Origin of the sequence: Pandoraea pneumonica, assembly GCF_902459645.1 — a bacterium.
GTDB classification, from domain to species: domain Bacteria; phylum Pseudomonadota; class Gammaproteobacteria; order Burkholderiales; family Burkholderiaceae; genus Pandoraea; species Pandoraea pneumonica.
This window is the reverse complement of the sequence record NZ_CABPSK010000004.1, coordinates 600,683-624,262: the sequence shown is the minus strand read 5'-3', so window position 1 is coordinate 624,262 and position 23,580 is coordinate 600,683. Positions and strand designations below refer to the sequence as shown.

The window sequence follows — 23,580 nt, the reverse complement described above, 5'->3', positions numbered from 1 at the left end:
CTGGCCCTTGAGCGGATGCGCAACGCGAGCAAACGCCTGATGTTCGGCCAAAACATCACGGGCTCCCGGCCGAAAACCGAGAGCTATCATATCAACGCAAAAATTGAATTTGCTTGCTATTTATGCTGGCGAACTGGCGGGGACTCGAAGGTTCTGCCAAAATCCAGCAAAACTTGATGGATTCTGCCAATGAACCTTGACCTTGCCGATCTGCGCATCCTGCGCCATCTGGAACTCAATGGCCGCATCTCCAACCAGGAGCTCGCCGATGCCGTGGGTTTATCGCCATCGGCATGCTTGCGCCGGGTCAAATTGCTTGAAGACCGTGGGGTGATTTCCGGATACCGCTGTATCGTGGACGCACAGCATATCGGGCTGGAGTTCGAAGCGCTAGTGCAAATTACATTGCGTCCAGACGTCGATCAGTGGCATGAAAAGTTTCTCGCGTGCGTGCAAAACTGGCCTGAAGTTGTCACCGCGCGAATTGTCACCGGTTCAGCGAATTACATCTTGACGGTAAGAGCGCGCAACCTCGCGCATTATTCCGACTTCATCGTCAATGAGCTATACAGAGCACCTGCTGTCATGTCGATTCAGTCGAACATCGTGCTCAAGACAATTAAGAACACGCAGTCACTTGTTGATCTCGTCAAGTCGAAATAAAACAATAGAGCATATTAACTATCTGTAATTTTCGCAATAATCGCTTCACGGCCGGTTATCAATCGATTTCGAGTCGATTCTCAATCGCTTAGTGGGGCGCTTATCAACCACTTCTCGGGTTCTTCCCAAACGAAGCCACACGCCGATCTTTGAATCGGCGCTATCAAAACTAAAGAGACGCAGCATGGCAGTGATCACCACCATCGAGGACTTGCGGGTTCTCGCCCAGCGGCGCGTACCGCGCATGTTCTACGAGTACGTCGATTCCGGTTCGTGGACCGAGTCGACGTACCGCGCCAACGCCGAGGATTTCGGCAAGATTGGCTTCCGTCAGCGGGTGGCGGTCAACATCGAGCACCGCAGCACGCGCACGACGATGCTGGGGACCGATGTGGCGATGCCGGTGGCCTTGGCGCCCACGGGCATGACGGGCATGCAGCATGCCGACGGCGAGATTCTGGCGGCCAAGGCGGCTGAGGCGTTCGGCGTGCCGTTCACACTCTCGACCGTGTCGATCTGCTCGATTGAGGACGTTGCGGCGCACACGAAGGCGCCGTTCTGGTTCCAGTTGTATGTGATGCGCGATCGCGACTTCATCGAGCGCTTGATCGATCGGGCGAAGGCGGCGGGTTGTTCGGCGCTGATGGTGACGATGGATCTGCAAATCAGCGGCCAGCGCCATCGCGACATCAAGAACGGGCTGTCGGCGCCGCCGAAGCTCACGTTACCGAACATCGCCAACATGATGACCAAGCCGCGTTGGTGCATGGGCATGTTGGGCACGAAGCGCCGGACGTTCGGCAACATCGTGGGGCATGCGAAAGGGGTGGACGACATCGGCTCGCTCGCCGCGTGGTCGGCGGCGCAGTTCGATCCGTGCCTGTCGTGGAACGATGTCGAGTGGCTCAAGAAGCGCTGGGGCGGCAAGTTGATCCTGAAGGGCGTGCTCGATCCTGAAGATGCGCGGGCGGCGCGCGACACGGGGGCTGATGCGATTGTGGTGAGCAACCATGGCGGGCGCCAGTTGGATGGCACGATGTCGACGATTCGCGCGCTGCCCGACATCGTGGCGGCCGTGGGACGCGACACTGAGGTGTGGCTCGACGGCGGCATTCGCTCGGGGCAGGACGTGATCAAGGCGGTGGCGTTGGGCGCGAAGGGCACGCTGATCGGCCGCCCGTTCTTGTACGGTCTGGGGGCGATGGGTGAAGCGGGCGTGCGTCGCGCGTTGGAGGTCATCCAGAAGGAAATGGACGTGACGATGGCACTCACCGGCCGCACGACCGTCGCCCGCCTCGACCCGTCGATGCTCCTACCGGGCAGCTACCCGACCGGCCTTGGGCCGTATATGGAGGAGCCTGCCGGGGCGTAGGTCAGTTGCCGTCACCAACAAAAAACGCCCTGCAATCCACTCGCAGGGCGTTTCTTTAGCCATCGTTGGACGCCATCGGCGCCCAGCGGAATCAATGATGGTGATGCTTCTTGTAATGACCGCGGCGCTTGCCATGGCGGTAATCGTCGTCGTAGGAGCTCGAGCGCGACATGTTGCCGCCGAGTGCCGCACCTGCGCCGCCACCCACGGCGGCACCGATCAGGCCACCGGAGCGGCCGCCCATCGCATTGCCTGCGGCCGTGCCGGCACCGCCGCCCAACGCGCCGCCAAGAATCGCACCCGTGCGCTCGCGACGGTTCGACGTGATCGCGCCACCGGCGCCGCCGCCGACCGCGCCACCCACCACCGCGCCCGTGCTGCCGCCGAGCGCACCGCCCACGGCTGCCCCCGCGACACCGCCCAGCGCACCGCCGAGGGCATTGTTCATATCACTGGCCGTGGCCGTCAGGGAAGTGGTTGCAGCCAGTGCAGCCAAGGCCAACATCGGGAAAATTCGCTTGAACATGAGGCTTGAGTCGTTTCGGGTTAATCGCGCAGCCAAGTATAAAGAGACGTCGCCGCACTGCCCGTACCTCAATGTTTCATCTTTCGTAAGACGGGTAACAAAATGTATCGCAGCGTGACCTCAGGGCGGATTGGTTATATTGGCGCATCCACCCGCCGACGCGAGCTCACTTTCATCTCTGCCACAAACCGGTAAAGCTGCGCCGCTGCGGGGGAGAGCGGTCGCCCTTTGCTGCGAATCATCCCCACACGGCGCGTAACCACCGGGTCGATCAGCGGCACGCTCGTCAGCAGCGGATGGTCCGCCCCCGGCATTGCCATCGTGGGAACCGCCGCCACCCCAAGACCCGCTTCCACCAGACCGAGCATCGTCGTCACGTGCTGCGTCTCGCAGATGCTCGGCGGGCGTTGCGGCAGTCCGGTCAGTGCCTGATCGAGCAACAAACGGTTGCCCGACACCTTGCCTACGGTGATGTAGTCGTACTCGTAAAGCTCACGCCACGTCACGCGTTTTTTTCCGGCCAACGGATGATCGCGCCGGCACGCAGCCACATACCGCTCTTGCAACAGCAGCTTGAACTCGATGTTCGGTTCCTGACTGCCGATGAAGTTGAGACCGAAATCCGCATCGCCATTGACCACTGCCGCCAGCACTTCGTTGGCGCTCGCATCGAGCACCGAAATGCGAATGCGCGGAAACGCCTTGTGATACCGCGAAATCACTTGCGGCATGAAGTAGTAGGCCGCCGACGGGACACAGGCGATCGTCACGTGCCCGAGGCTAGTCGACGCCACGTCGCGAATGCCGAGCAGCGCGTTATCGAGATCGTCGAGAATGCGCTCCGCATCGCGGGCAAACGCCCGGCCCACGTTGGTGAGCGCTACGCGGCGCGTGCTGCGCTCGAAGAGCTTCACGCCCAGCGCTTCTTCGAGCTTGTCGATACGTCGCGACAGGGCAGGTTGCGAAAGGTGGATGGACTCCGCCGCGCGCCGGAAACTGGAAAGCTGCGCGACGGCGCGAAAAGCCTGTAAATCGTTCAGATCGAAGTTGATCGCCATGACGTCGGGGGGAAAGAAGGCATGTCGTTGACGGGGGACTCAGATCGGCGGTGTTGCGCCTGATAAAACCACGCAAAACCCCCCGTGCCATAAGGTTTCATGAGGGGTTCATGAGGGTCCGCGAGTCTACCGTGTTACCGCTCGGTCGGTGCATCAGCATCCTACGATTGATAGCGTGTGCGCATCAATCTTTCCAAAACTTGCAATTCACAAGCGAGGAACTTCCGGCGCAACATTGGCGGCTTCAAAAAAGCGCCCACGACGGTTTCGACACGTCCCCTCTGGCAGAGGCGCAGCATTGCGACGATTTTTGCGGACCGACCCCCCGGGCCGCAGGCAACACGGAGACAGCGCATGCCACAGCGCCCCCAGGACGCGATTTCGCGTCGACCCTCGAAAGCCGGCGCGGTACTGCGCGTCACCGCCGGCAATTTTCTCGAGCAGTTCGATTTTTTCCTGTTCGGTTTCTACGCCACCCAAATTTCCCGCGTCTTCTTCCCGACGGACAGTGAGTTTGCCTCGCTCATGCTGACCTTCGCCGTGTTCGGCGCAGGCTTCCTGATGCGACCGCTCGGTGCCATCGTGCTGGGCGCGTATATCGACAACGTGGGCCGCCGCAAGGGCCTCGTCACCACGCTCGGCATCATGGCGAGCGGCACGATCCTCATCGCGTTCGTGCCCGGCTACCAAACCATTGGTCTGGCTGCCCCGGTACTCGTGTTGCTCGGCCGTCTGTTGCAAGGCTTCTCGGCCGGTGCCGAACTCGGCGGCGTGTCCGTGTATCTGGCGGAAATCGCCACGCCGGGCCGCAAGGGTTTCTACACGAGCTGGCAGTCGGCTAGCCAGCAGGTCGCCATCGTTGTCTCGGCGGCGCTGGGTTACATCCTCTCGCTCACGCTCACCGCGCAGCAAATTAGCGAATGGGGCTGGCGTCTGCCGTTCTTCGTGGGCTGCATGATCGTGCCGGTCATCTTCGCGCTGCGCCGCTCGCTTCAGGAAAGCGACGAGTTCAAGCAACGCAAGCGTCACCCGTCGGTCGGCGAAGTCTTCCGCTCGATGGCCGCGAACGCCGGTGTCGTGATCGGCGGCGCGCTGCTCGTGGCGCTGACCACCACCGCGTTTTACCTGATCACCGTCTACGCGCCGACCTTCGGCAAGAGCGTGCTGCACCTGTCGAGCACCGATGCGCTGCTGGTCACGTTGTGCGTGGGCGTGTCGAACTTCATCTGGCTGCCGATCGGTGGCACGTTGTCCGACCGTATTGGCCGCCGTCCGGTGTTGTTGCTGTTCGCAGGCCTGACGCTCGTGACGGCCTACCCGGTGCTGTCGTTCCTCGTGCAGGCCCCGAGCTTCAGCCGCATGTTGATTGCGTTGCTCTGGCTGTCGTTCCTGTACGGCATGTACAACGGCGCGATGATTCCGGCGCTCACGGAAGTCATGCCGCCCGACGTGCGCGTGGCGGGTTTCTCGCTGGCGTACAGCATCGCAACGGCGCTGTTCGGTGGTTTCACGCCTGCCTTGTCGACGTATCTGATTCACGCCACGGGCGATAAAGCGGCCCCCGGTTACTGGATGAGCTTTGCTGCCCTGTGCGCGATTTGCGCGACGCTTGCGCTGTATCGCGGCCGCACCGGTGGCCAAGGTCAGACGCGCACCGATCTGCGCACTGCCGGTTAATTGACCAAACAACGTGACGAAACAACGCGTAGATACAACGCGAGGAGACAACGCATGAATGTCCTGACTTTCAAGGCGCGCCGTTTGCTGAGCGCCGCTGGTGCCGGTCTGCTGATGGCCACCGCACTCGGTGCGACGTCGGCCAGCGCAGAAGATCTGCGCGTGATGAACTCCGGTGGCTTCACTGCCGCCTACAAAGTGTTGCTGCCGAAGTTCGAAGCGGCGACTGGCGACCACGTCGACACCGCGTGGGGCCCGTCGATGGGCAAGGCACCTGAGGCCATTCCCAATCGTCTGGCACGCGGCGAGTCGGCCGACGCGGTCATCATGGTCGGCTACGCGCTCGACGATCTCATCAAAGCTGGCAAGGTGCGTGCCGATTCGCGCGTCGATCTGGCCGATTCACGCATTGGTGTCGTGGTGAAGGCGGGCGAGGTGGTGCCCGACGTCAGCACGCCGGAGAAGTTGAAAGCCGCGCTGCTCGCCGCCAAGTCGGTGGCGTACTCGGACAGCGCCAGCGGCGTGTATGTCGAGCGTGAACTGTTCAAGAAGCTGGGCATTGCCGATCAGATGCATGGCAAGGCCGTGATGGTGCAGAAGACGCCGGTTGCCGAGAAGGTTGCGGCAGGCGACTATGCACTGGGCTTGCAACAGGTGAGCGAGTTGCTGCCGGTCAAGGGCATCGCGTTTGCGGGCAAGATTCCCGAGTCGCTGCAATCGGTCACACGCTTTGCCGGTGGCGTGCCGGTGAATGCACCGCATCCGGAAGAAGCCAAAAAGATGCTGATGTATATGGCGGCACCGGCTGCGGCTAAGGATGTGGAATCGACGGGCCTCGATGCCCTGACGCATTAAGTTAATAAAGTAACAAAAACGCCGGGAGCGAAATTTTTCCTCTCGGCATCCGAGGCGGGTTTGACCGACAATGTCGTGTCAAACAACGGCGTCGCCAATCGAGCGACGCCCCGCTAAGGAGAGAGACACATGGCCTCAGTGCCGCAGATGCCGACCGCGACGCCAACGCCGGCAGACGTCGATTCGCATGCGGGTGCATCCGCACATTCCCCTCGCACGACCGATTCCCACGCCCCGCTCAACGACATCGTCTCGCTCGACGCATTAGCGCTGTCCGACGCGATTCGTACGCGCCGTCTGTCGTGTCGCGAAGTCATGCAGGCGTATCTCGCGCACATCGCACAACACAATGCATCGGTGAATGCCATCGTGTCACTGCGCGATGCCGATACGCTGCTGCGCGAAGCTGACGAGCGCGACCGGCAACTCGCACAGGGCGAGTATCTCGGCTGGATGCACGGTATGCCGCAGGCGGTGAAAGACCTCGCGTCGTGCGCGGGGCTGCCCACACGCAAGGGCTCGCCGCTGACCTCTTCTGCACCCGACACACAAGACAGCATCAGCGTTTCGCGCATCCGTGCAGCGGGCGCCATCTTTATCGGCAAGACCAACGTCTCTGAATTCGGTCTCGGCTCGCACAGTTACAACCCGGTCTTCGGCATCACGCGTAACGCCTACGACACCAGCCGTATCGCAGGCGGCAGCAGCGGCGGCGCGGCCAGCGCGCTCGCAATGCGCATGCTCCCCGTGGCCGATGGCAGCGACATGATGGGGTCGCTACGCAACCCGGCGGCGTTCGGCAATGTGTACGGATTTCGTCCGTCGCAAGGGCGGGTGCCTTATGGCCCCGCACCGGAAGTCTTCGTGCAGCAGTTGAGCACTGAGGGGCCGATGGGACGCACGGTGGCCGACGTGGCGCGCCTGCTCGCGACGCAAGCGGGGTACGACGCCCGCAGCCCGCTCTCGCTCGCTCACGACCCGGCACAGTTCGCAGGGGCGCTGGATCGTGATGTAAAGGGCTTGCGTTTGGGGTGGCTAGGCGACTACGGCGGCCATCTGCCGGTGGAAGACGGCGTGATGGCGCTGTGCGAAGCGTCGTTGCGCGACTTCACCGACATGGGCTGCGAGGTCGAGCCGTGTGCGCCCGATTTTTCGATGGATCGCCTGTGGCAGACGTGGCTCACGCTGCGGCATTGGCTCGTCAACGGATCGCTCGGCGAGATGTACGCCGACCCGGCGCGGCGCGACAAACTCAAGCCGGAGGCGCAGTGGGAAGTTGCAGGCGGAGAATCGCTGCGTGCCTCGGATGTGTTCCGGGCGTCGATCGACCGCAGCGAGTGGTATCGCTCGCTCGCGCGCTTGTTCGAGCGCTACGACTTTCTGTTGCTGCCGTCGGCGCAGGTTTTCCCGTTCGAGGCAGAGACCCACTGGCCGACGTCGGTAGCGGGCAAGCCGATGGACACGTATCACCGATGGATGGAAGTCGTGATCGGCCCGACGTTGGCAGGATTGCCAGCGATCAGCGTGCCGGTCGGGTTCGATGCGCGCGGGCTGCCGATGGGATTGCAAATCATTGGCCCGGCACAGGCGGATCTGGCGGTGTTGCAACTCGCGCATGCGCACGAGCAACGCACGCAATGGGTGCGCCGCGTCGCGCCTGCCATGCTCGGGTCACGCGGGGCCGCGCGCTGATTTGAGTGGCTTGAGCAGGTCGCCCAGCGCGTTGTGATCGATTTCGTACATCAACGCGAGCAGGCGACCGATCTCGCCCGTAGGAAAGCCTTCGCGGGCGAACCAACTCAGGTAGTTGGCGGGCAGGTCGGCGATCATCGTGCCCTTATGTTTGCCGTACGGCATCGGGGTGGTGACGAGCTTCATCAGCGCGTCGGCGTCGAATTCGATCATGTGAGGCAGTAGCGTGAGCGCGCGAACGTCGCACAAAGCGCCACGCTATCACATCCCCATGCGCCCCATGTGCATCATGTGCGCGAACTGAGCAACCGCCACCCGGCCACACCGAACACCACGGCAAGCCCGCCATCGAGCCAGCGCCGCATCCGTAGATAAACGCGCCGCGCCGTCGGCGTCGAGAACAGCAACGCATAGCCGCAGAACACTGTGACGCTGATGCTGGCGCAGCCCGGCACCACGGCCGATTGCACGGTGCCGTCGTGCGACGACAGCGCAACAATCGACACCCAGCTCAGCACCGCCTTCGGGTTCGTCAAATGCAGCAACACGCCGCGCAGATAGATGTTTTTCAGCCGAACGCCGTCGATCGATACCGCTGATTTCGCCGACGCGGGCAGCAGGGCGGCACGCCCCGATTTGAACGCGAGCCACAGCAAATACGCGCCGCCGAAAATCTTGAGCGCCACGAGAAACTGCGAATACGCGATCAATGCCGCCGATACCCCGAGCGTGGCAATCATCGCCCAACACATCGAACCCGAGATGACGCCGACGGCAAACGCGAGCGCTGGCTTGCGCCCGTGGTTCGCGGCAATCGACATGATGGCCAGATTGCTCGGCCCCGGGCTTGCCGTGCCGATGAAGTAGGCCGTGTAGGCCATTGCCAGATTGGCAGAGAGAAAGCTGACATCCGCCATTGCGTGCCTCGTGCGTTGTGCGTCGTCGGTGAGGGGAATCACCGCAGTGTCGATGTCCCGGCGTCACCGCGCCATAGACAGTTCTTCACTTTCCGACCGAGCCAGTCGAGCCAGTCGAGCCAGTCACCAGCCGCTTGTGACCGTTGCCGCGCCCACCCGGAGCCGCGTCCGGCGCATGGTGACGATAGCGCAGCAACACCGCTGCCATCACAACGCAAGTGATGCCGCCACCGATCATCGCCAGCGCAAACCCTTGCGTCATCGCCACCTGATACGCGCGCGGCAACCAGTCGTAATGGCCGTCCATGACATGCGCAGTGACCGCCGATTGCGCCAACGCCGGGGCATCGGCGGCCCCGTGCTCACGCGCCATCGCGACGAGCCCTTGCGTTGCACGCAGGCTCATCAAACTACCGAGCAACGCGATGCCCATCGTCATGCCGGTCTGACGCAGCGCGTTCATCGTCGCAGAGGCCATCCCCGTGGCGTGCGCGGGCGCCAGTCCCATCACGGTCATGCCCGTCGCAGGGACGGAAAGCCCCATCCCGACACCGAGAACGGCGAACGCCGTGCCGACGATCCAGAACGGTGTGTCGGGCGTGAAAGCAGCCATCGCGCACATCGTCAGCCCGATGGTCCCGTATCCCGTCACCATCAGCACGGGCAGGGCGATGCGATGCGCGATGCGCCCGAACAGCAGCGACGTGACGCCCATCAGCACGAACTGCGGCATCATCTGCCAGCCGGTCGCGGCGGGCGCATGGCCCTGCGCCTGCTGGAGAAACAGCGAAAGGAAGAACAGGCTGCTGTACCCCGCGAACCCCAGTGCAAACGACGCGATATTGACCATGTGCATGTGCGGATCGCGCAGCAGCGCCACAGGCAGCAGCGGACGCGTCACGCGCCGCTCCACCCAAATAAATGCCAAGAACGCGACGATAGCGATACCGAAAATCACGGCCAGACGGTCGCCAGACGCATCCGGTTCGCCGAGTTGAATCAACCCGTAGGTCAACGTGCCGAGACAGAGCACACTCAATGCTTGCCCTGCCGGGTCGAACACGCCATGAGGGTTGGCTTCGCGCGACGGAATCCCCCAGATACCGAGCGCCAGCGCAATGAGGCCCAGCGGTTCGTTCACAAGAAAGATGCTTTGCCAGCCGAAGTGCTCGACGAGCAGCCCGCCGAGCAGCGGCCCGAGAATCAGGGCCAGCGCACTGAACGCCGACCAGCCGCCGATGACGCGCGCGCGCTCGCGTGAATCGGGGAACGCATGCGTGAGAATCGGCATCGCGCTCGGAATCAGCAACGCACCGGCCAACCCTTGAATCGTGCGCCCGACGAGCAGCGGGGTCAGGCTGTCGGCGCACGCGCAGACGGCCGATCCCAGTGTGAAGAGCGCAACGCTCGCGCTCCAGACCGGCTTGTGACCGTAACGGTCGCCGAGGGGACCGGCACTCAACATGAATGCCGAAATGGCGATGGCATAGGCGTTCACCACCCACTGCAAACCGGCCATGTCCGTGTGCAGACGAAGCTGAAGCGTGGGCAGCGCCACGTTGACGATGCTGATATCGAGTGACGCGAGGAACGTGCCGAGGTAAGCCGCGCAGACTAATGCGCGGCGGCGAGAGGGTTGCATGGTGACATCCCGGTGGTCGATAAATTGAGAATGGTTCTCATCTTATTTGTCGACTGACCGTCGGTCAATGGAATTTTTCCGGCGAAATATTCCGGCTATAGCGAGATCGGAAACCGTCGATCGAACGTCGGCTGCACGAGGAGCGGTTGGCGCAGCAGGCCCACGAGTGAATAAAAGTCGGCCGTGGTTTGTTGCTCGGCGATGAGGGCGTCGTCGATGTTGCGCCACTTGGTTGCGCGCCGCGAGAACTGCAATTGCGCCGCTTCGGGAGGAATGCCGATGATGCGCGCCATGGCGGCCGAGAAGGCGTCGACGTGCTGATACGACCAGACCTGCGCGCGCACCACGCGCGAGAGAAAGTCGCGCAGCACTTCGCGTTTCGCAGCGATGGCGGCATCGGTGGCCGCCAGATAACTCAGGCCCGACCACAAGCCACGCCCGTTGACGAGCACGCGTGCGCGACGGGTCGTCTCCGCCACGGCGGTGTACGGCTCCCACGTCGCCCACGCATCGACCGAGCCGCTCGCCAGCGCCGTGATGGTGTCTGCGGGCGGCAGGAAGCGGAAATTCACGTCAGACGGTTTGAGGCCTGCGGCGGTAATCGCCTTGAGCGTCACAAAGTGCCCGATCGAGCCACGCGTCGTGCCGATGTTCTTGCCCTTGAGATCGGCAGCGGTGCGCAGCGGCGAGTCGGGTGACACGAGCACGGCGGTGCCATAGGCGTCCGATCGGTTCGCACCGATGATCTTGATGGCGGCCCCCGCCGAGAGCGCAAAGATGACCGGCGCATCGCCAATCGGGCCGCAATCGACCGCGCCTGCATTGAGCGCTTCGGCCAAGGGCGCGGCGGCAGGAAACTCCGTCCACTGGATGTCGTAGGGCAACTGTTTGAGTTCATCGGCCGCTTCGAGCAGTGCGCGCAGCCCGCCTTTCTGATCGCCCGCTTTGAGCAACGGTCGGCCATTTTGCGCGAGCGCAGTTCCCGGCTGTACAAGTGTGGTGAGCGCACCGGCGGCGCTCGATGTCGTCACGTATTGGAGAAAGCGGCGGCGGGAGATCGTCATGATTGAAGTCGGTTGTGAGAGAGGAATATCGAACGATGTGCGTGAGGTGTGGGATGTGCAGGCGTGGGCCGCGCGTTAATGCACGAAACCGCCTTTGATAAACCGCACTGGCTCGCCGTCCATCTGGCGTAGCGTGTCGGTCAGCGGGTCACGGGCGGCAGATGCGGGGAGCGACGCGGCTGCCGTTGACGTGGTGCACAGCAAGCCGCCGTCGGCCCAACCGCGTTTTCCCGCTGGCGCGAGGGCACGCAGCCAACCGTCGCGGTCTGCGAGCCATTCGGTGCCAGCAAGGTCGGCCTCAGACGTACCGGCGATCTGTGCAAACACAGGCCACGCGTCGGGGGAATCGGCAAGGCAATCGGCGCGCGCGCCCAGCGTCGTCGTGCGGGCCGACGGGGCCGTCGGGGCCGTCACGGTCGCCAGGGCCGTCGAAAGGGCCGGACGTGCGCTCGCGCGCAGACCGTCCGCAAGCGGTGCCGACACACGGCGCACACCCGAGGCGAGTCCCGGCGAAGCTTTCAGCCGCGTGTCGAAGACACCGGTTTCGTCGCGCCGAATCAGCAGCGTTAGGAATCGCGGATCTTCGAACGGCGGCGGATGGCGTGCATCCACAGCGACCACGCGCACGCGCTGCGTGCCGCGCCATTGCGCGAGGCTGCGTGCGGGTGTGTCACCACACTTCACCGTCAACGCGGGCAGTGCGATCGGCACGGGCCAGCTTCCGCCTGCGGCCATCCCGGCCGATGCCGACAGCACGCGCATGTAGTCGAGGGCGGCCCAGATTTCCTTGTCGCTCAGCCGCCCGGCAAAGCCGGGCATCGTCACGCCCGCGTCGTCGCGCATGCCGTAAAGCACATGCCAGAACAACTCGCCGTCGGCGCGACGGCTAAGCAGTGCGCTCGCCATCGTTGGCGGCCAGCGTCGCAGTGCCGCGGCTTGCGGTCCTTCGCCGCGGCCGTCCGCGCCATGGCACGCCGCGCACTGCGCGGTATAAACGTGCGAACCTCGCGCGATGCTCTCGACGGTGAAGCCGCTCGGGTTGGGATGAAAACTCGTCGGCACTGCTGCTGTGAGCCACAGCGACGGCGATGGCCACGGCGCGAAAACAAGCGCTGCGATGGCCGCTGCCAACGCCCATCGGCGCGCCCGTCGCCAGCCAATCGCGATCAGCACGCAAACGAGGGCGAACGCCAACGCCGCCAACATCCATGCGAACTGGCGGGCCAACGCCACGTCGATGACGAGGTTCTCGCCCGCGATGCGAACATTCCACGGCCATGCGGGGGCGCCGTGCGAGTCACCGGCGATGCCCAGGGCATGCAGTCCCCACAACAACGCGGCCTGCACCGATTGCAGGCCGAGCAGAAGCGCGTTGAGCCAAACGTGTGTCGGAGGCAGTGTCATCGGGCGCGCTCCGGTGGCGCGCCCGTCACAGAGTTACCAGCTTGCATCGAGCCCCAGATGTCGCAGCGCCTCATGACGCAATTCGGTAATGCGCGCATCGCCGCGATGACGTGGGTAAGGCAGATCGACGCGCAATTCGGCCACGATGCGTGCGGGACGCGGGCTGAAGATGACGACGCGCTGGGCGAGGAAGAGGGCTTCTTCAACATCGTGCGTCACAAGCAGCGACGAGAACCCGGCGCGTTGCCACAGTTCGACGAGTTCGCTCTGCATGGCGAGCCGTGTGAGCGAATCGAGTTTGCCGAGCGGTTCGTCGAGCACGAGCAGACGCGGATCGTTCACGAGCGCGCGTGCAAGCGCGACACGCTGGGCCATACCGCCGGAGAGCTGGTGCGGAAACGCATCGGCAAATTCCGACAGCCCCACGCGGGCGAGTGCCGCGTCGACCCGGTCGCGTTCACGCGCCAGTACACCGCGCGCTTGCAGCCCGAGCGCGACGTTGTCGCGCACGCGACGCCACGGGTAGAGCGTGGGGTCTTGAAACACCACGATGCGCGACGGGTCGGGGCGGGTGATCGCCGTGCCGTCTTGCGTGATCGTGCCGCGCGTTGCCGTCTCGAGACCGGCGACCAGTCGCAGCAGCGTCGACTTGCCGCAGCCGCTCGGCCCGAGCAAGGCGACGAACTCGCCGGGCGCCACGCTCAGATCGACACCATCGAGCACCTGTAACGGCGATTGGCGCGTGCCGAACCAGTGACTGACGCCACAGATGTCGATGCGTGCCCCGGTGTTGTTGGCGGCTATCTGCGATTGATCCCGCAGCGCGGCGTGTTGTGCACCGGCGATAACCTTGTCCGAAATCTCGGAAGTGGCGGTGCTTACCATTTGACGGTTCCTTTCTGCCAAGCCAGCGCGCGGTCGCGAACGGTGAAGAGCAGGGTGATGACGCCCGAGAACAGCAACGCCATGACGATGAGCGCGGCGTACATGTTCACGTACGAGGCCCAGCCTTGCGCCCAAGTGAGGTACCAGCCGAGGCCGGACTTCACGCCCATCATTTCGGCCGTGACCAGCACCGAGAACGACGCCCCCAGTCCCATGAACAAGCCCACGAAAACGTTGGGCAGCGCCGCAGGAATGGCCACGCGCAAAACGAGAAACGCGTCGGAAGCTCCGAGCGTGCGCGCCACGTCGTAGTAGCTCTTGTTCACGCTGGCGACACCCGACCATGTGAGCACCGCCACCGGGAACGCGGTCGAGAGCGCGATCAGAAACACGGCGGCGGAATAGCTCGACGGGAAGAAGTAGAACGTGAGCGGCAGCAGTGCCGTCGCAGGTACCGGGCCGAGCACGCGTAACACCGGGTGCACCCAGTAGCCGATGGCCCGCGACCAGCCGATCGAGACACCGATCAAAAAGCCCGCCACGGCGCCGAAGCCGAAGCCTAGACCGAGCAGCCGCAACGTGTTGAGTGCGCTGTCGCCAAGCCGCTGCCAATCGTCGGTGTAGACCTCGATGAGCGCTTGCGGCGGTGCGAAGAATGGCGTGGGCAGTGAGGCCGTCTTCGCGGTCAGGATTTCCCAGCCCGCAAGCACGAGCGCGATGGCGACGAGCCACGGCCCGCTACCGGTCAAGGCTTCGCGCAGGCGCAACAGGGGCGACGTGGTGCGCCCAGCCACCGACAACACCGCCAATGCGCCAGCCACCACCAACGCCACCACGCCCAGTTCATCGGTGAAAGCCCAATCGGAAAAACCGACGACCTTGTTCGGCCAACGCAACGTGATGGCGCCGAGCGCAGCCCACGCGAGTGCGGCGACAAAACCGACGCCCCACAGCGGCGGCGTGCGGGGGGCGGCGAAAAGCTGGTCGATGCTGGTGTCGTCGAAGGCGCGGCCCGCCGTTGCGGCGGCTGCGGCAGCGGCGCTTTGTACGCGCTCGCGCAGCGGTGCGCCGTCGGCTTGTTCGGCAAGTTCCAACGCACCGGCAGGGCTCGCGCCGCGCAGTGCGGCGTTGTCGAGAATGGCACTCATGATGGGTTATCCAAGGACATTGGCGTAGACGTGCTGCGCCAGTTTCTGCGGATCGGTCGTCTTTTTCAGAACGCCGATGCGGCGGAAGTCGTCGGCGAAGAACGCGATCTCGTCGCGCAAATCGACACCGGTCGGATGGTGCGAGTAAGTGAGCGTGGCGTAGAGCTTGCGCAGGTCTTCGGGGCTGATCTTCGGCGAGTACTTCGCGAAGATCTTGGCGGCTTCGTTCGGGTTCTCGTTGACGAACTCGGTCGCCTGCACGATCGAGCGCGCCAGTGCACTGGCCGCCGCACGGTCGTTGCGCACCAATTCCCCACGCGCGCCGATCACGCAGCACACCTTGCGTGCGTACTCGCCCGAGAGGTTGGTGGCCAATTCGACATAGGCACCGTTGGTGCGCTTCTCCAGCAGATACAGATTCGGGTCGCCGTCGGCAATGGCTTGAATCTCGCCCTTGTCGACCGCGACGCCGAGCAGGTCGGCCGGATACTGCCGCCACGTGATGTCGCGCTCGGCGTCGATACCGTGTTTCGAGAGCAGAATCTGGAAGAAGTGTTTGCCCGGCGCGGCGAGATCGGACACGCCGACGGTCTTTCCCTTGAGCGATGCGAGCGAGGTAATGCCTGCCGCTTTCGAGCCGAGCAACCGCACGCAGCCGCCGTGCGAGCTGCCGATGATCTTCACATCGAACCCGGCTTCGAGCGGCTTGAGCCAGCGGTGAATCATGCCGACAGCCGCATCGGCCTTACCCGTGGCAATCGACTCGAGCAGTTGATCGGTCGAGCCGCTGTAGTTGATGAGGTCGACCTGAAGCCCGTTCTTCTCGAAGAACCCACGCTCTTGCGCGGCGACGATGGGCGTCAAGCAGAACGAGTTCTGATTCCACGCGAACGTGAGCTTGCGCGGTTGCGACCACGCCTTGCGGCCCAGTAGCAGTGCGGGGGCGGCAAGCGCCACGGCACCCCCGGCGCGCAGCAACTTGCGGCGGCCCGTCTGCACGTTGTCGATGGCTGGCGACTGCGCGATATTCCCCGTTTCCCGAAACTTCATAGCGACGATTCCCCTGTTTGTTTTTGATGATGGGTTTGCACTGGTGCCAAAGCGGCTGATCAGTCGAGCAAGTCAGGCTCGGCTTCGACGAGTCCTTCGTACAGGCTCTCGAACGAATACAGCGCGCCTTCGGGGCCGCCGACCTGACTGTGTGTGTGACGCGCAGTGGCTTCGTCGATGGGCTGCGGCGTGCCTGCGGCTTCGGCGAGCAACTGCGTGTGCGCGACGTTTTCCAGCGCGATGTACCACCACGCGGCGGCCTCCACGGTCGGGCCTGCGGTGAGAATGCCGTGGTTCTTGAGAATCACGCCCTTGACCGTGCCGCTGCCGTCGGGTTTGTTGAGTGCATGCGCAATGCGTTGTCCTTCGCTGTCGTCGACCACCATGCCGGTGAAATCGTCGAACAGCGCGTGGTCTTCAAAGAAGCCGCACGAGTCCTGCGTGAGCGGATCGAGCGCGCGGCCCAGCGTCGACCAAGCCTTGCCGTAAGTCGAGTGCGTGTGGGCCGCCGCGACCAGATGCGGGTGCGCTTCGTGAATGGCGGCGTGAATGGCGAACGCGGCCTTGTTCAGCGGACGATCGCCGATCACCGTCTCGCCTTTCGCATTCACGAGCAGCAGATCGGAGACCTTGATGCGCGAGAAATGCACGCCAAGCGGATTGACCCAAAAGTGGTCGGTCAACTCGGGATCGCGCGCGGTGATGTGCCCGGCAAGACCGAGATCGAAGCCATGACGCGCGAAGATGCGAAACGCCGCGGCAAGACGGGTTTGGCGGTGACGGCGCTCGGCGAGTACGTCGCTGCGCGCGGGCGGGGCGTCGAACCAGAAGCGCTGTTGCGGCGCGGCGTTTAGCACCAGGCCGGTGGGCGTAGTGTGTGTCGTGGGTGCACCGGCCGCGTGGTCATTACGGGCATACGGGGTGAGATCGACGGGCAATACGGCAGCCATTTCCTTTTCCTTTATTCGACGAAACGTGTTCAGGCGGCGCGGCGCGCGGTGCCGTTCTGGCGGTCGCGTTCGGCGACGAGCGTGCGCAGACGCGGAATCAACTCGCGGCCATAGTCGATGGCGTCGCCCAGCGGGTCGAAGCCACGGATGAGGAAGGTGGTCACGCCAAGGTCGTAGTAATCGAGCAGCGCGTCGGCGACTTGCTCGGGCGTGCCGACCAAGGCCGTCGAATTCGAGCGGCCGCCGATGAGTCCGGCGATTTCGGTCCACAGCACCTTGTCGAGACGGGCCCCCTTTTCGGCAGCGGCCAGCAGGCGGCGTGCGCCTTCGCTTTGCAACGCGGAGCCTTGCGGCAAGCCTGCCGCAGCGCGAATGGCTTTGGCTTGCGCCAGAATTTGATCGGCACGCGCCCAAGCCTTCGCTTCCGTCTCGGCCAGAATCGGGCGGAACGAAACGGAGAAGCGCGGCGTGCGGCCGTGCACTGCGGCGGCTGCGCGCACGCGGGTGGTCAGTTCGCGTACCTGATCCAGCGATTCGCCCCACAGCGCATAGATATCGGCATGCTTGCCTGCGACTTCGAGCGCGGCACCGGAGGCGCCGCCGAAGAAGATCGGCACGTGCGGTTGCTGCACGGGTTTGACTTCCGAGAAGCCTTGCTTAAAGCGGTAATACTTGCCGTCGTGATCGAACGGCGTGTCTTCCGTCCAGATGCGGCGAAGAATGCTCAGATACTCGTCGGTGCGCGCGTAGCGCTCGTCGTGCGAGAGGAAGTCGCCATCGCGCGCTTGTTCTTCGTCCGAGCCGCCGGAGATGAAGTGCACGCCGAGCCGTCCGCCGCTGAATTGATCGAGCGTGGCGATCTGGCGCGCCGCAAGCGTCGGGACCGTGAAGCCCGGGCGATGCGCGAGCATGAAGTGAATGTTTTCCGTCACCGTCGAGGCATAGGCGATGGTGAGCGTGGCCGACGGGCTGGTGGAGTGGTGTGGCACGAGAATGCGATCGAAACCCGATTGCTCGTGCGCGCGGGAGAACGTGCGCACGTAGTCGCGGTCGACGACCGGCCCGCTCTTCGGATGAATTTCGGATTGCTTACTGCTTTGGATCATGCCGATGATTTCGACGCTCATATGCGCTCCTTCCTTAGACGGTGAACGAAATGAGCCTACGCAAACAATTACCGGCCGTTAAATAACCATTTCCGCAAAGATTATTCGATATGGATGGTTGGGCTTATGCCGCCTGCGTCTTACGCTAGGGGCCTTGCGTGACACTCGGCGCGTCCTGTGCCGAGCGCGTATTTGCTTATTCCAAATCTCATGTCTACCGTTGCTCAACCTTCCGAGTTGGCCGCGCCGGGCGACGACCGCACCGGCGCTTCCAGCGCTTCTGGCGCTGTGCTGCATCTGGCGAGGCCGCATGGCGATGCGCCCCAAGCCGGTGAGTTCGCCCGCTTGCTCGATGCCGTGCTGCCCGCGCTCACGCGCGATTTCGCGGCAGGTGCTGCGGCGCTCGATCGCGACGCCCGGTTCCCGTTCGACAATTTCGCGCAGTTGCATCGCCATGGCTTGGTGGCCGCGGTTGTGCCGCGTGCCCATGGCGGCCACGGCGCGGGGCTTGCGCAGGCACGCCGCATCCTGGCGGCGGTGGCGGCGGGCGAATCGGCCACGGCGCTCGTACTAACGATGACGTATCTGCAACATCGCGCGCTGGTACGAACCAGCACGCGATGGCCGGACGCGCAGCGCAACGAGGTGTTTCGCAGCGCCGTCGACGACGGTGCGCTGATCAACGCGCTGCGCGTCGAGCCGGATCTGGGCACACCGGCGCGCGGCGGTTTGCCGTCGACCATCGCACGACGTACCGAAACGGGGTGGCGGCTGTCGGGCCGCAAGCTGTATTGCACCGGCATTCCTGCGCTTCGCTGGCTGTCCGTGTGGGCGCGCACCGACGAAGCCGAACCGCGCGTTGGGGTGTTTCTCGTGCCGCGGCCCGTTGGGTCAGAGCTGAATCGTCCCGGCATTCGTGTCGTGCCCAATTGGGACCACCTTGGCTTGCGCGCGTCGGGCAGCCACGAAGTCATTCTCGAAGACATCGATTTGCCGTTCGGCAATGCGGTCGATATCCGACCGCTGCACGAGTGGGCACCCGCAGGCATCGGCCAACGCGACAACGACGCGCATATCGAACAACAAGCGTGGATGAGTGTGCTGCTGGGCACGCTCTACGACGCCGTGGCGCGCGCGGGGACCGACTGGCTCGTCACGTTCCTCAATACCCGTGTGCCGGGAAATCTGGGCGCGCCGCTCGCGAGCGTGCCGCGTGTGCAGGAAACCGTTGGCGAGATCGCGACACTACTGCACGTCAATCAGCGCTTGCTAGATGCGGCAGCGGCGGCGGCAGACGCTGGCAATCCCGAAGACGACATTGCCAGCGGGGCACTCAAATTCACCGTGACGGGCAATGCCATTCGCGTGCTGGAACTGGCTTTGCAACTCACTGGCAATCACGGGCTGTCGCGCAACAATCCGCTGGAGCGCCATCACCGCGACGTGTTGTGCAGCCGCATACACACGCCGCAAAACGACACCATCCTGAGCGCGGCCGGTCGGCGCGCGCTCGCCGCTTTTCAGGTTCACGCATGACTGCTGCTTTGGCTGACATCACTCCGCCCAACGTCTCGGACGTTGTCGATCTATCCGCGCACGACTACGACGCGCTCGATCCGTTGCGCACCTTTGTCGCCGCGTTTTCGCGGCTGCTAGAGCGCCGTCCGCATGAGACGACGCTGCTCGAAGAGGGCGCGGGACTGCTCGCCCAACTGGTTGCACGCGACGATTGGCTGCCTGACGCCTTTGCCACGCCGCACCCGTCGCACTATCAGCAATACCTGTTGCATTGCGATTCGGGGCAGCGCTTTAGCATCGTGAGCTTTGTCTGGGGGCCGGACCAGCGCACGCCGATTCACGATCACACCGTGTGGGGGCTGATCGGCATGCTGCGTGGCGCGGAAGATTCGCTGCCGTATGTGCTCGATGCGAAGGGCGTCCCCGTCGAAGCGGGTGACCCGGTACGGCTCACGCCGGGCGATGTGGAAATTCTCTCGCCGCGCCTTGGCGACATTCACCGCGTCAGCAACGCGTTCGACGATCGCGTGTCTGTGAGCATTCACGTGTACGGCGCGAACATCGGCGCGGTGCACCGCAGCGTGTTCACCGAAGCGGGCGAGCGCAAGGGCTTTGTCTCCGGCTACGCCAACGCGCAATTACCGAATCCGTGGGGCAGGGCGGCGCAGCGCGTCTAACCTTGCCGTTGTGGCATGCCGCAGCGCATCACAGCGCGCGGCACGCGCCGCCGAGGCTTCTGCCACAATGGCCGTCTGGCTGCACAAGCCATTGCCCACTTTGCACGCTTCCTCACTTTCCGAATTCAAGGATTTGCCGTGTCCGATCACTCCACTGACGTGCCGTCGCAGACGGCCGATACCGCATCTGGCGCCGAGCCTTTCACATTTCCCCAACTGACCTTTGCCGAGGTTCGTGCGGCATTGCTGGCCGGGCAGGAGATAGCGCTGTTGGATGTGCGCGAGGAAGATCCGTTCGCGCAGTCGCATCCGCTGTGGGCCGCCAACCTGCCGCTCTCTCGCGTCGAGATCGAAGCGTGGGCGCGTATTCCGCGCCGCGATACGCGTGTCGTCGTCTACGGCGAGCATCAGGGCGACGATCTGGCACCGCGCGCCGCCGCCGTGTTGCGCAAGTTGGGCTATCGCGATGTGAACCTACTCGCGGGCGGCCTCGATGGCTGGATTGCCGCTGGCGGTGAAGTGTTTCGTGACGTGAATGTGCCGAGCAAGTCGTTTGGCGAATGGGTCGAAGGGCTGCGTCATACGCCATCGCTCTCCGCACAAGAAGTGCAGGCATTGCTCGATGCGGAAGCCGACGTGGTCGTGGTGGATGCCCGCCGTTTCGACGAATACCAGACGATGAATATCCCCGGTTCGACGAGCGTGCCGGGGGCTGAACTCGTGCTGCGTGTGCGCGAACTTGCGCCCGATCCGGCCACGCGGGTGATCGTCAATTGCGCGGGCCGCACGCGCAGCATCATCGGCACGCAGTCGCTGGTGAACGCGGGCCTGCCCAACCCGGTCGCCGCGTTGCGCAACGGCACGATCGGCTGGACGCTGGCAGGGCAGACGCTTGAGCGCGGCGCGCAACGCCGTCATCCGGCGCAGGTGCGCGAAGCCACGCTGGCGGTCGCGCGGGAAGGCGCACGCGCCGTGGCAGACCGTGCGGGCGTGCAACGCATCGCGCTTGATGACGTGGCGTCACTGAACGCCCCGGGGCGCACGGTGTATCGCTTCGACGTGCGCACGCCGGAAGAATATGCCGCAGGCCATCTCCCGGATTTTGCGAGCGCACCGGGCGGCCAGTTGGTGCAGGAAACCGATCATCAAGCGCCCGTGCGTGGCGCATGGATCGTGCTGGCCGACGACGATGGCGTGCGCGCCGACATGACCGGCTCGTGGCTGGCGCAGATGGGATGGACGGTCTACGTGGTCGATCCGCACAGCGCGCACGTACGCAGCGCCCAAGGCGGCTGGCCGTTGCACACGCCGAGCGCACCGGACGTCGCATCGGTTACGCCAGCATTGCTGGCACGGTGGCTCGACGACGCGAAACCCGGTGAGATTGCCGTACTCGATTTCACGGCGAGCGCCAATTACGTCAAGCGCCACGTTCCGGGCGCGTGGTTCGTCATTCGCGCACGGCTGGCTGACGCGTTGCGCGCGGTCGGTCCGGCACAGCGCTATGTGCTCACGTGCGGATCGAGCCTGCTCGCGCGCTTTGCCGCGGCAGACTTACGACATCTCACCGATGCCGAGATCGTCGTGCTCGAAGGCGGCACACAAGCGTGGATCAACGAGGGGTTGCCGCTGGAGAAGGGCGAAACGCGTCTGGCCAGTGCGCGCGACGACCGGTATCGCCGCCCGTATGAAGGCACCGACAACGCGGCTGAAGCGATGCAGGCGTATCTCGACTGGGAGTTTGGGCTGGTCGATCAACTGCATCGCGACGGCACGCACGGCTTTCGCGTGATCTAACGCTGCGGCAGGCGTGGCATACTCCGGTTCTTCAGAGGTCGCCGGCGGGTCCATCGAGGTATCGGTGGGCCGGTGCGGCGACTCGCTCGCTTTCCGATTCGACCATGCCATTGCAGCGCTTCATTGCCCGCCGATTGGGTGCCCTCACTGAGCCGAGCACGCGTATTCCGTACGCGTGGGTGTATCACGAACCCGACGTCTTTCTGCAACGCACGTCGCATGTCTCCGTTGCTAAGAAATATCTGCATCGCCGTCTGCGCCTCGCGTTGAGCGGTCAGGCGAGTCGTGAGGTGCAACACGTCGCTGAGAATGCACGCGTGTTGTGGATTTACGGCGGCAAGGCTTCGGTGGGCGATGCGGTGATGGATCTCTCAGGACGTGCGTTGCTGCGCGGGCGCGAAGCCCCTGTCGATCTGCTGATTGCCCCGAGTCTGAAAGCGGTCTTCGAGGGCGACGACATCTTCCGTCACGTCTACGACGATCCGGCAGCGGTGAACGCGGCCGATTACGACGTCGTCGTGATGCAGGAATTCAACTATCCGACGCTGCGCATCAAGCGGCGCCATTTTCCGGCGCTGCCGTTCGCGTGCCTGTTCCGCTTCTTCCACGGTCCGGATCGCAACCAGACGCAGTTCAGTCTGGCCGCGGTCAACGATGTTTTCGCGCTGGGTCTCGCCCCAGACGCGTTGTTTTCACGCGCCAAGCCTTATTTGCGCGCAGAGACCGAACTGCCCGACGCCATCGAACAACAACTGCCGCAGCGGCCGTTTATTGCGATCGCAATGGGGGGCGTCGAGCCACGCCGTACTTACGCGCACTGGCGTGAGTGTCTGGCGGCTTATGACGAGGCTTATACGCCCGGCATGCCCGCAGGGGTCGTCTTGCTGGGTTCGGGAAATGGCGCTGAGGCGGCGATCGCGCTGATGCAAGCGCAATTCACGCATTTGCAACTGGCATCGTTCGTGGGCGAGCTCTCGCTGCGCGACGCAAAACGCGTGATTGCCAACGCAGCGCTCTTCGTCGGGGCAGATGGCGGCTTGATGCACGTGGCGCACACCACGCCAACACCGAGCGTCACGCTGTTTGCGAAGGCCGAGCCGCCTTATCTGCGTCTCACGCCGGGCTGCCAGTCCACGCCGCTGCAAACCGAGAGCGATGTGAGCGCGGTCGATCCTGTTGAATTGGCCGATGTCATCATCGACACGTTGCGCACGATGTCTTCGCCTCAACGCTGAAAACCCCCATCCCCAGTCATTTCTCAGCGTAATGGCGGCGCGCTCACCATAGCGCGATTCCGCCGATGGGGCACCTGTCAACGTTGACAGGTGAAAATTTCGACTCCCAAGCTTAGTTTTCCAACATACGGGCCGCGAATCCGATAGCTAACGCAGCGTTTCAGACGATGCGTTAGCCAATCGGTTGATTTGCATCCAGGCCGCATTGTCCTGTGCCGAGGGTTTTGTACCGGCCGACGTGGCATCACGCTACGCCGCCGGCCTTGTCGTATCGGTCGGTTTGTCTTTCCTGCATAAGGGGGCACCCATGAGAACGTCAAAACCTAAGGCGCCATCGCGTCATC

At 63.8% G+C, this 23,580-nt stretch carries 21 protein-coding genes; 9 read left to right on the top strand and 12 right to left on the bottom strand.

Annotation, left to right across the window (positions count from 1 at the left end):
* Nucleotides 1-189: 189 nt before the first annotated feature.
* Together PPN31114_RS21910 and PPN31114_RS21905 are read left to right on the top strand one after the other, a co-directional pair.
* On the top strand, nt 190-663 hold the full coding sequence (locus PPN31114_RS21910; RefSeq protein WP_150681610.1) for an Lrp/AsnC family transcriptional regulator: 474 nt from the start codon (nt 190-192) through the stop codon (nt 661-663).
* A gap of 184 nt (nt 664-847) precedes the next feature.
* Nucleotides 848-2,035, top strand: coding sequence for an alpha-hydroxy acid oxidase (locus PPN31114_RS21905; RefSeq protein WP_150681609.1), 1,188 nt, complete (start codon nt 848-850; stop codon nt 2,033-2,035).
* A 91-nt stretch (nt 2,036-2,126) separates the two neighbouring features.
* Here the strand turns inward: PPN31114_RS21905 and PPN31114_RS21900 are convergent, their stop codons facing one another.
* Together PPN31114_RS21900 and PPN31114_RS21895 are read right to left on the bottom strand one after the other, a co-directional pair.
* Nucleotides 2,127-2,561, bottom strand: a complete 435-nt coding sequence (locus tag PPN31114_RS21900) for a hypothetical protein (RefSeq protein ID WP_150681608.1) — start codon at nt 2,559-2,561, stop codon at nt 2,127-2,129.
* 134 nt (nt 2,562-2,695) lie between these two features.
* The gene (locus PPN31114_RS21895) at nt 2,696-3,619 is read right to left on the bottom strand and encodes a LysR family transcriptional regulator (RefSeq protein WP_150681607.1); all 924 of its coding nucleotides are present in this window, start codon (nt 3,617-3,619) and stop codon (nt 2,696-2,698) included.
* Between the two features lie 354 nt (nt 3,620-3,973).
* Between PPN31114_RS21895 and tcuC the strand changes: the two genes are divergently transcribed.
* From tcuC to PPN31114_RS21880, 3 genes are all read left to right on the top strand, one after another.
* The gene (gene tcuC, locus PPN31114_RS21890; protein ID WP_150681606.1) at nt 3,974-5,296 is read left to right on the top strand and encodes an MFS transporter; all 1,323 of its coding nucleotides are present in this window, start codon (nt 3,974-3,976) and stop codon (nt 5,294-5,296) included.
* Nucleotides 5,297-5,350: 54 nt separating this feature from the next.
* Nucleotides 5,351-6,151, top strand: coding sequence for a substrate-binding domain-containing protein (locus PPN31114_RS21885; RefSeq protein ID WP_150681605.1), 801 nt, complete (start codon nt 5,351-5,353; stop codon nt 6,149-6,151).
* Between the two features lie 129 nt (nt 6,152-6,280).
* Complete coding sequence (locus PPN31114_RS21880) at nt 6,281-7,843, top strand: amidase (protein ID WP_246182686.1); 1,563 nt, start codon at nt 6,281-6,283, stop codon at nt 7,841-7,843.
* Here the strand turns inward: PPN31114_RS21880 and PPN31114_RS21875 are convergent.
* The 10 genes from PPN31114_RS21875 to PPN31114_RS21830 form a co-directional block, all read right to left on the bottom strand.
* Entirely contained in the window at nt 7,823-8,056 is a 234-nt protein-coding gene (locus tag PPN31114_RS21875) for a DUF3820 family protein (RefSeq protein WP_150681604.1), read from the bottom strand. The two genes, PPN31114_RS21880 and PPN31114_RS21875, sit on opposite strands and share 21 nt — an antisense overlap.
* Nucleotides 8,057-8,130: 74 nt before the next feature.
* Nucleotides 8,131-8,760, bottom strand: a complete 630-nt coding sequence (locus PPN31114_RS21870; protein WP_150681603.1) for a LysE family translocator — start codon at nt 8,758-8,760, stop codon at nt 8,131-8,133.
* A gap of 85 nt (nt 8,761-8,845) precedes the next feature.
* Nucleotides 8,846-10,402, bottom strand: a complete 1,557-nt coding sequence (locus PPN31114_RS21865; RefSeq protein WP_150681602.1) for an MFS transporter — start codon at nt 10,400-10,402, stop codon at nt 8,846-8,848.
* A 95-nt stretch (nt 10,403-10,497) separates the two neighbouring features.
* Complete coding sequence (locus tag PPN31114_RS21860; RefSeq protein WP_150681601.1) at nt 10,498-11,466, bottom strand: ABC transporter substrate-binding protein; 969 nt, start codon at nt 11,464-11,466, stop codon at nt 10,498-10,500.
* 75 nt (nt 11,467-11,541) lie between these two features.
* The gene (locus PPN31114_RS21855) at nt 11,542-12,870 is read right to left on the bottom strand and encodes a c-type cytochrome (protein ID WP_150681600.1); all 1,329 of its coding nucleotides are present in this window, start codon (nt 12,868-12,870) and stop codon (nt 11,542-11,544) included.
* Between the two features lie 33 nt (nt 12,871-12,903).
* Nucleotides 12,904-13,755: an ABC transporter ATP-binding protein gene (locus PPN31114_RS21850; protein WP_150681599.1), complete on the bottom strand. Its 852-nt coding sequence runs from the start codon at nt 13,753-13,755 to the stop codon at nt 12,904-12,906.
* Nucleotides 13,749-14,849 (bottom strand): ABC transporter permease, encoded by a 1,101-nt coding sequence (locus tag PPN31114_RS21845; RefSeq protein ID WP_370865912.1) that lies wholly within the window; start codon nt 14,847-14,849, stop codon nt 13,749-13,751. The genes PPN31114_RS21850 and PPN31114_RS21845 overlap by 7 nt, the downstream gene beginning before the upstream one ends.
* Before the next feature lie 60 nt (nt 14,850-14,909).
* Nucleotides 14,910-15,953, bottom strand: a complete 1,044-nt coding sequence (locus PPN31114_RS21840) for an ABC transporter substrate-binding protein (protein ID WP_150681598.1) — start codon at nt 15,951-15,953, stop codon at nt 14,910-14,912.
* 59 nt (nt 15,954-16,012) lie between these two features.
* Nucleotides 16,013-16,903 carry a class II aldolase/adducin family protein gene (locus PPN31114_RS21835; RefSeq protein ID WP_150681597.1) on the bottom strand — a complete coding sequence of 297 codons (891 nt, stop codon included), beginning with the start codon at nt 16,901-16,903 and terminating at the stop codon, nt 16,013-16,015.
* A gap of 29 nt (nt 16,904-16,932) precedes the next feature.
* Entirely contained in the window at nt 16,933-18,030 is a 1,098-nt protein-coding gene (locus PPN31114_RS21830) for an LLM class flavin-dependent oxidoreductase (RefSeq protein ID WP_150681596.1), read from the bottom strand.
* 189 nt (nt 18,031-18,219) lie between these two features.
* On the opposite strand from PPN31114_RS21830, the gene PPN31114_RS21825 reads away from it, so the two are divergent.
* From PPN31114_RS21825 to PPN31114_RS21810, 4 genes are all read left to right on the top strand, one after another.
* Nucleotides 18,220-19,545, top strand: a complete 1,326-nt coding sequence (locus tag PPN31114_RS21825) for an acyl-CoA dehydrogenase family protein (protein WP_150681595.1) — start codon at nt 18,220-18,222, stop codon at nt 19,543-19,545.
* On the top strand, nt 19,542-20,204 hold the full coding sequence (locus PPN31114_RS21820; protein ID WP_150681594.1) for a cysteine dioxygenase family protein: 663 nt from the start codon (nt 19,542-19,544) through the stop codon (nt 20,202-20,204). The genes PPN31114_RS21825 and PPN31114_RS21820 overlap by 4 nt, the downstream gene beginning before the upstream one ends.
* 15 nt (nt 20,205-20,219) lie before the next feature.
* Complete coding sequence (locus PPN31114_RS21815) at nt 20,220-22,001, top strand: rhodanese-related sulfurtransferase (RefSeq protein WP_150681593.1); 1,782 nt, start codon at nt 20,220-20,222, stop codon at nt 21,999-22,001.
* A 104-nt stretch (nt 22,002-22,105) separates the two neighbouring features.
* The gene (locus PPN31114_RS21810) at nt 22,106-23,236 is read left to right on the top strand and encodes a glycosyltransferase family 9 protein (protein ID WP_150681592.1); all 1,131 of its coding nucleotides are present in this window, start codon (nt 22,106-22,108) and stop codon (nt 23,234-23,236) included.
* Nucleotides 23,237-23,580: the final 344 nt, after the last annotated feature.

Coding starts and splice junctions, on each gene's coding strand:
- PPN31114_RS21910 (WP_150681610.1), top strand. CDS start 190: ATGAACCTTGACCTTGCCGATCTGCGCATCCTGCGCCATCTGGAACTC.
- PPN31114_RS21905 (WP_150681609.1), top strand. CDS start 848: ATGGCAGTGATCACCACCATCGAGGACTTGCGGGTTCTCGCCCAGCGG.
- PPN31114_RS21900 (WP_150681608.1), bottom strand. CDS start 2,561: ATGTTCAAGCGAATTTTCCCGATGTTGGCCTTGGCTGCACTGGCTGCA.
- PPN31114_RS21895 (WP_150681607.1), bottom strand. CDS start 3,619: ATGGCGATCAACTTCGATCTGAACGATTTACAGGCTTTTCGCGCCGTC.
- tcuC (WP_150681606.1), top strand. CDS start 3,974: ATGCCACAGCGCCCCCAGGACGCGATTTCGCGTCGACCCTCGAAAGCC.
- PPN31114_RS21885 (WP_150681605.1), top strand. CDS start 5,351: ATGAATGTCCTGACTTTCAAGGCGCGCCGTTTGCTGAGCGCCGCTGGT.
- PPN31114_RS21880 (WP_246182686.1), top strand. CDS start 6,281: ATGGCCTCAGTGCCGCAGATGCCGACCGCGACGCCAACGCCGGCAGAC.
- PPN31114_RS21875 (WP_150681604.1), bottom strand. CDS start 8,056: ATGATCGAATTCGACGCCGACGCGCTGATGAAGCTCGTCACCACCCCG.
- PPN31114_RS21870 (WP_150681603.1), bottom strand. CDS start 8,760: ATGGCGGATGTCAGCTTTCTCTCTGCCAATCTGGCAATGGCCTACACG.
- PPN31114_RS21865 (WP_150681602.1), bottom strand. CDS start 10,402: ATGCAACCCTCTCGCCGCCGCGCATTAGTCTGCGCGGCTTACCTCGGC.
- PPN31114_RS21860 (WP_150681601.1), bottom strand. CDS start 11,466: ATGACGATCTCCCGCCGCCGCTTTCTCCAATACGTGACGACATCGAGC.
- PPN31114_RS21855 (WP_150681600.1), bottom strand. CDS start 12,870: ATGACACTGCCTCCGACACACGTTTGGCTCAACGCGCTTCTGCTCGGC.
- PPN31114_RS21850 (WP_150681599.1), bottom strand. CDS start 13,755: ATGGTAAGCACCGCCACTTCCGAGATTTCGGACAAGGTTATCGCCGGT.
- PPN31114_RS21840 (WP_150681598.1), bottom strand. CDS start 15,953: ATGAAGTTTCGGGAAACGGGGAATATCGCGCAGTCGCCAGCCATCGAC.
- PPN31114_RS21835 (WP_150681597.1), bottom strand. CDS start 16,903: ATGGCTGCCGTATTGCCCGTCGATCTCACCCCGTATGCCCGTAATGAC.
- PPN31114_RS21830 (WP_150681596.1), bottom strand. CDS start 18,030: ATGAGCGTCGAAATCATCGGCATGATCCAAAGCAGTAAGCAATCCGAA.
- PPN31114_RS21825 (WP_150681595.1), top strand. CDS start 18,220: ATGTCTACCGTTGCTCAACCTTCCGAGTTGGCCGCGCCGGGCGACGAC.
- PPN31114_RS21820 (WP_150681594.1), top strand. CDS start 19,542: ATGACTGCTGCTTTGGCTGACATCACTCCGCCCAACGTCTCGGACGTT.
- PPN31114_RS21815 (WP_150681593.1), top strand. CDS start 20,220: ATGCCGCAGCGCATCACAGCGCGCGGCACGCGCCGCCGAGGCTTCTGC.
- PPN31114_RS21810 (WP_150681592.1), top strand. CDS start 22,106: ATGCCATTGCAGCGCTTCATTGCCCGCCGATTGGGTGCCCTCACTGAG.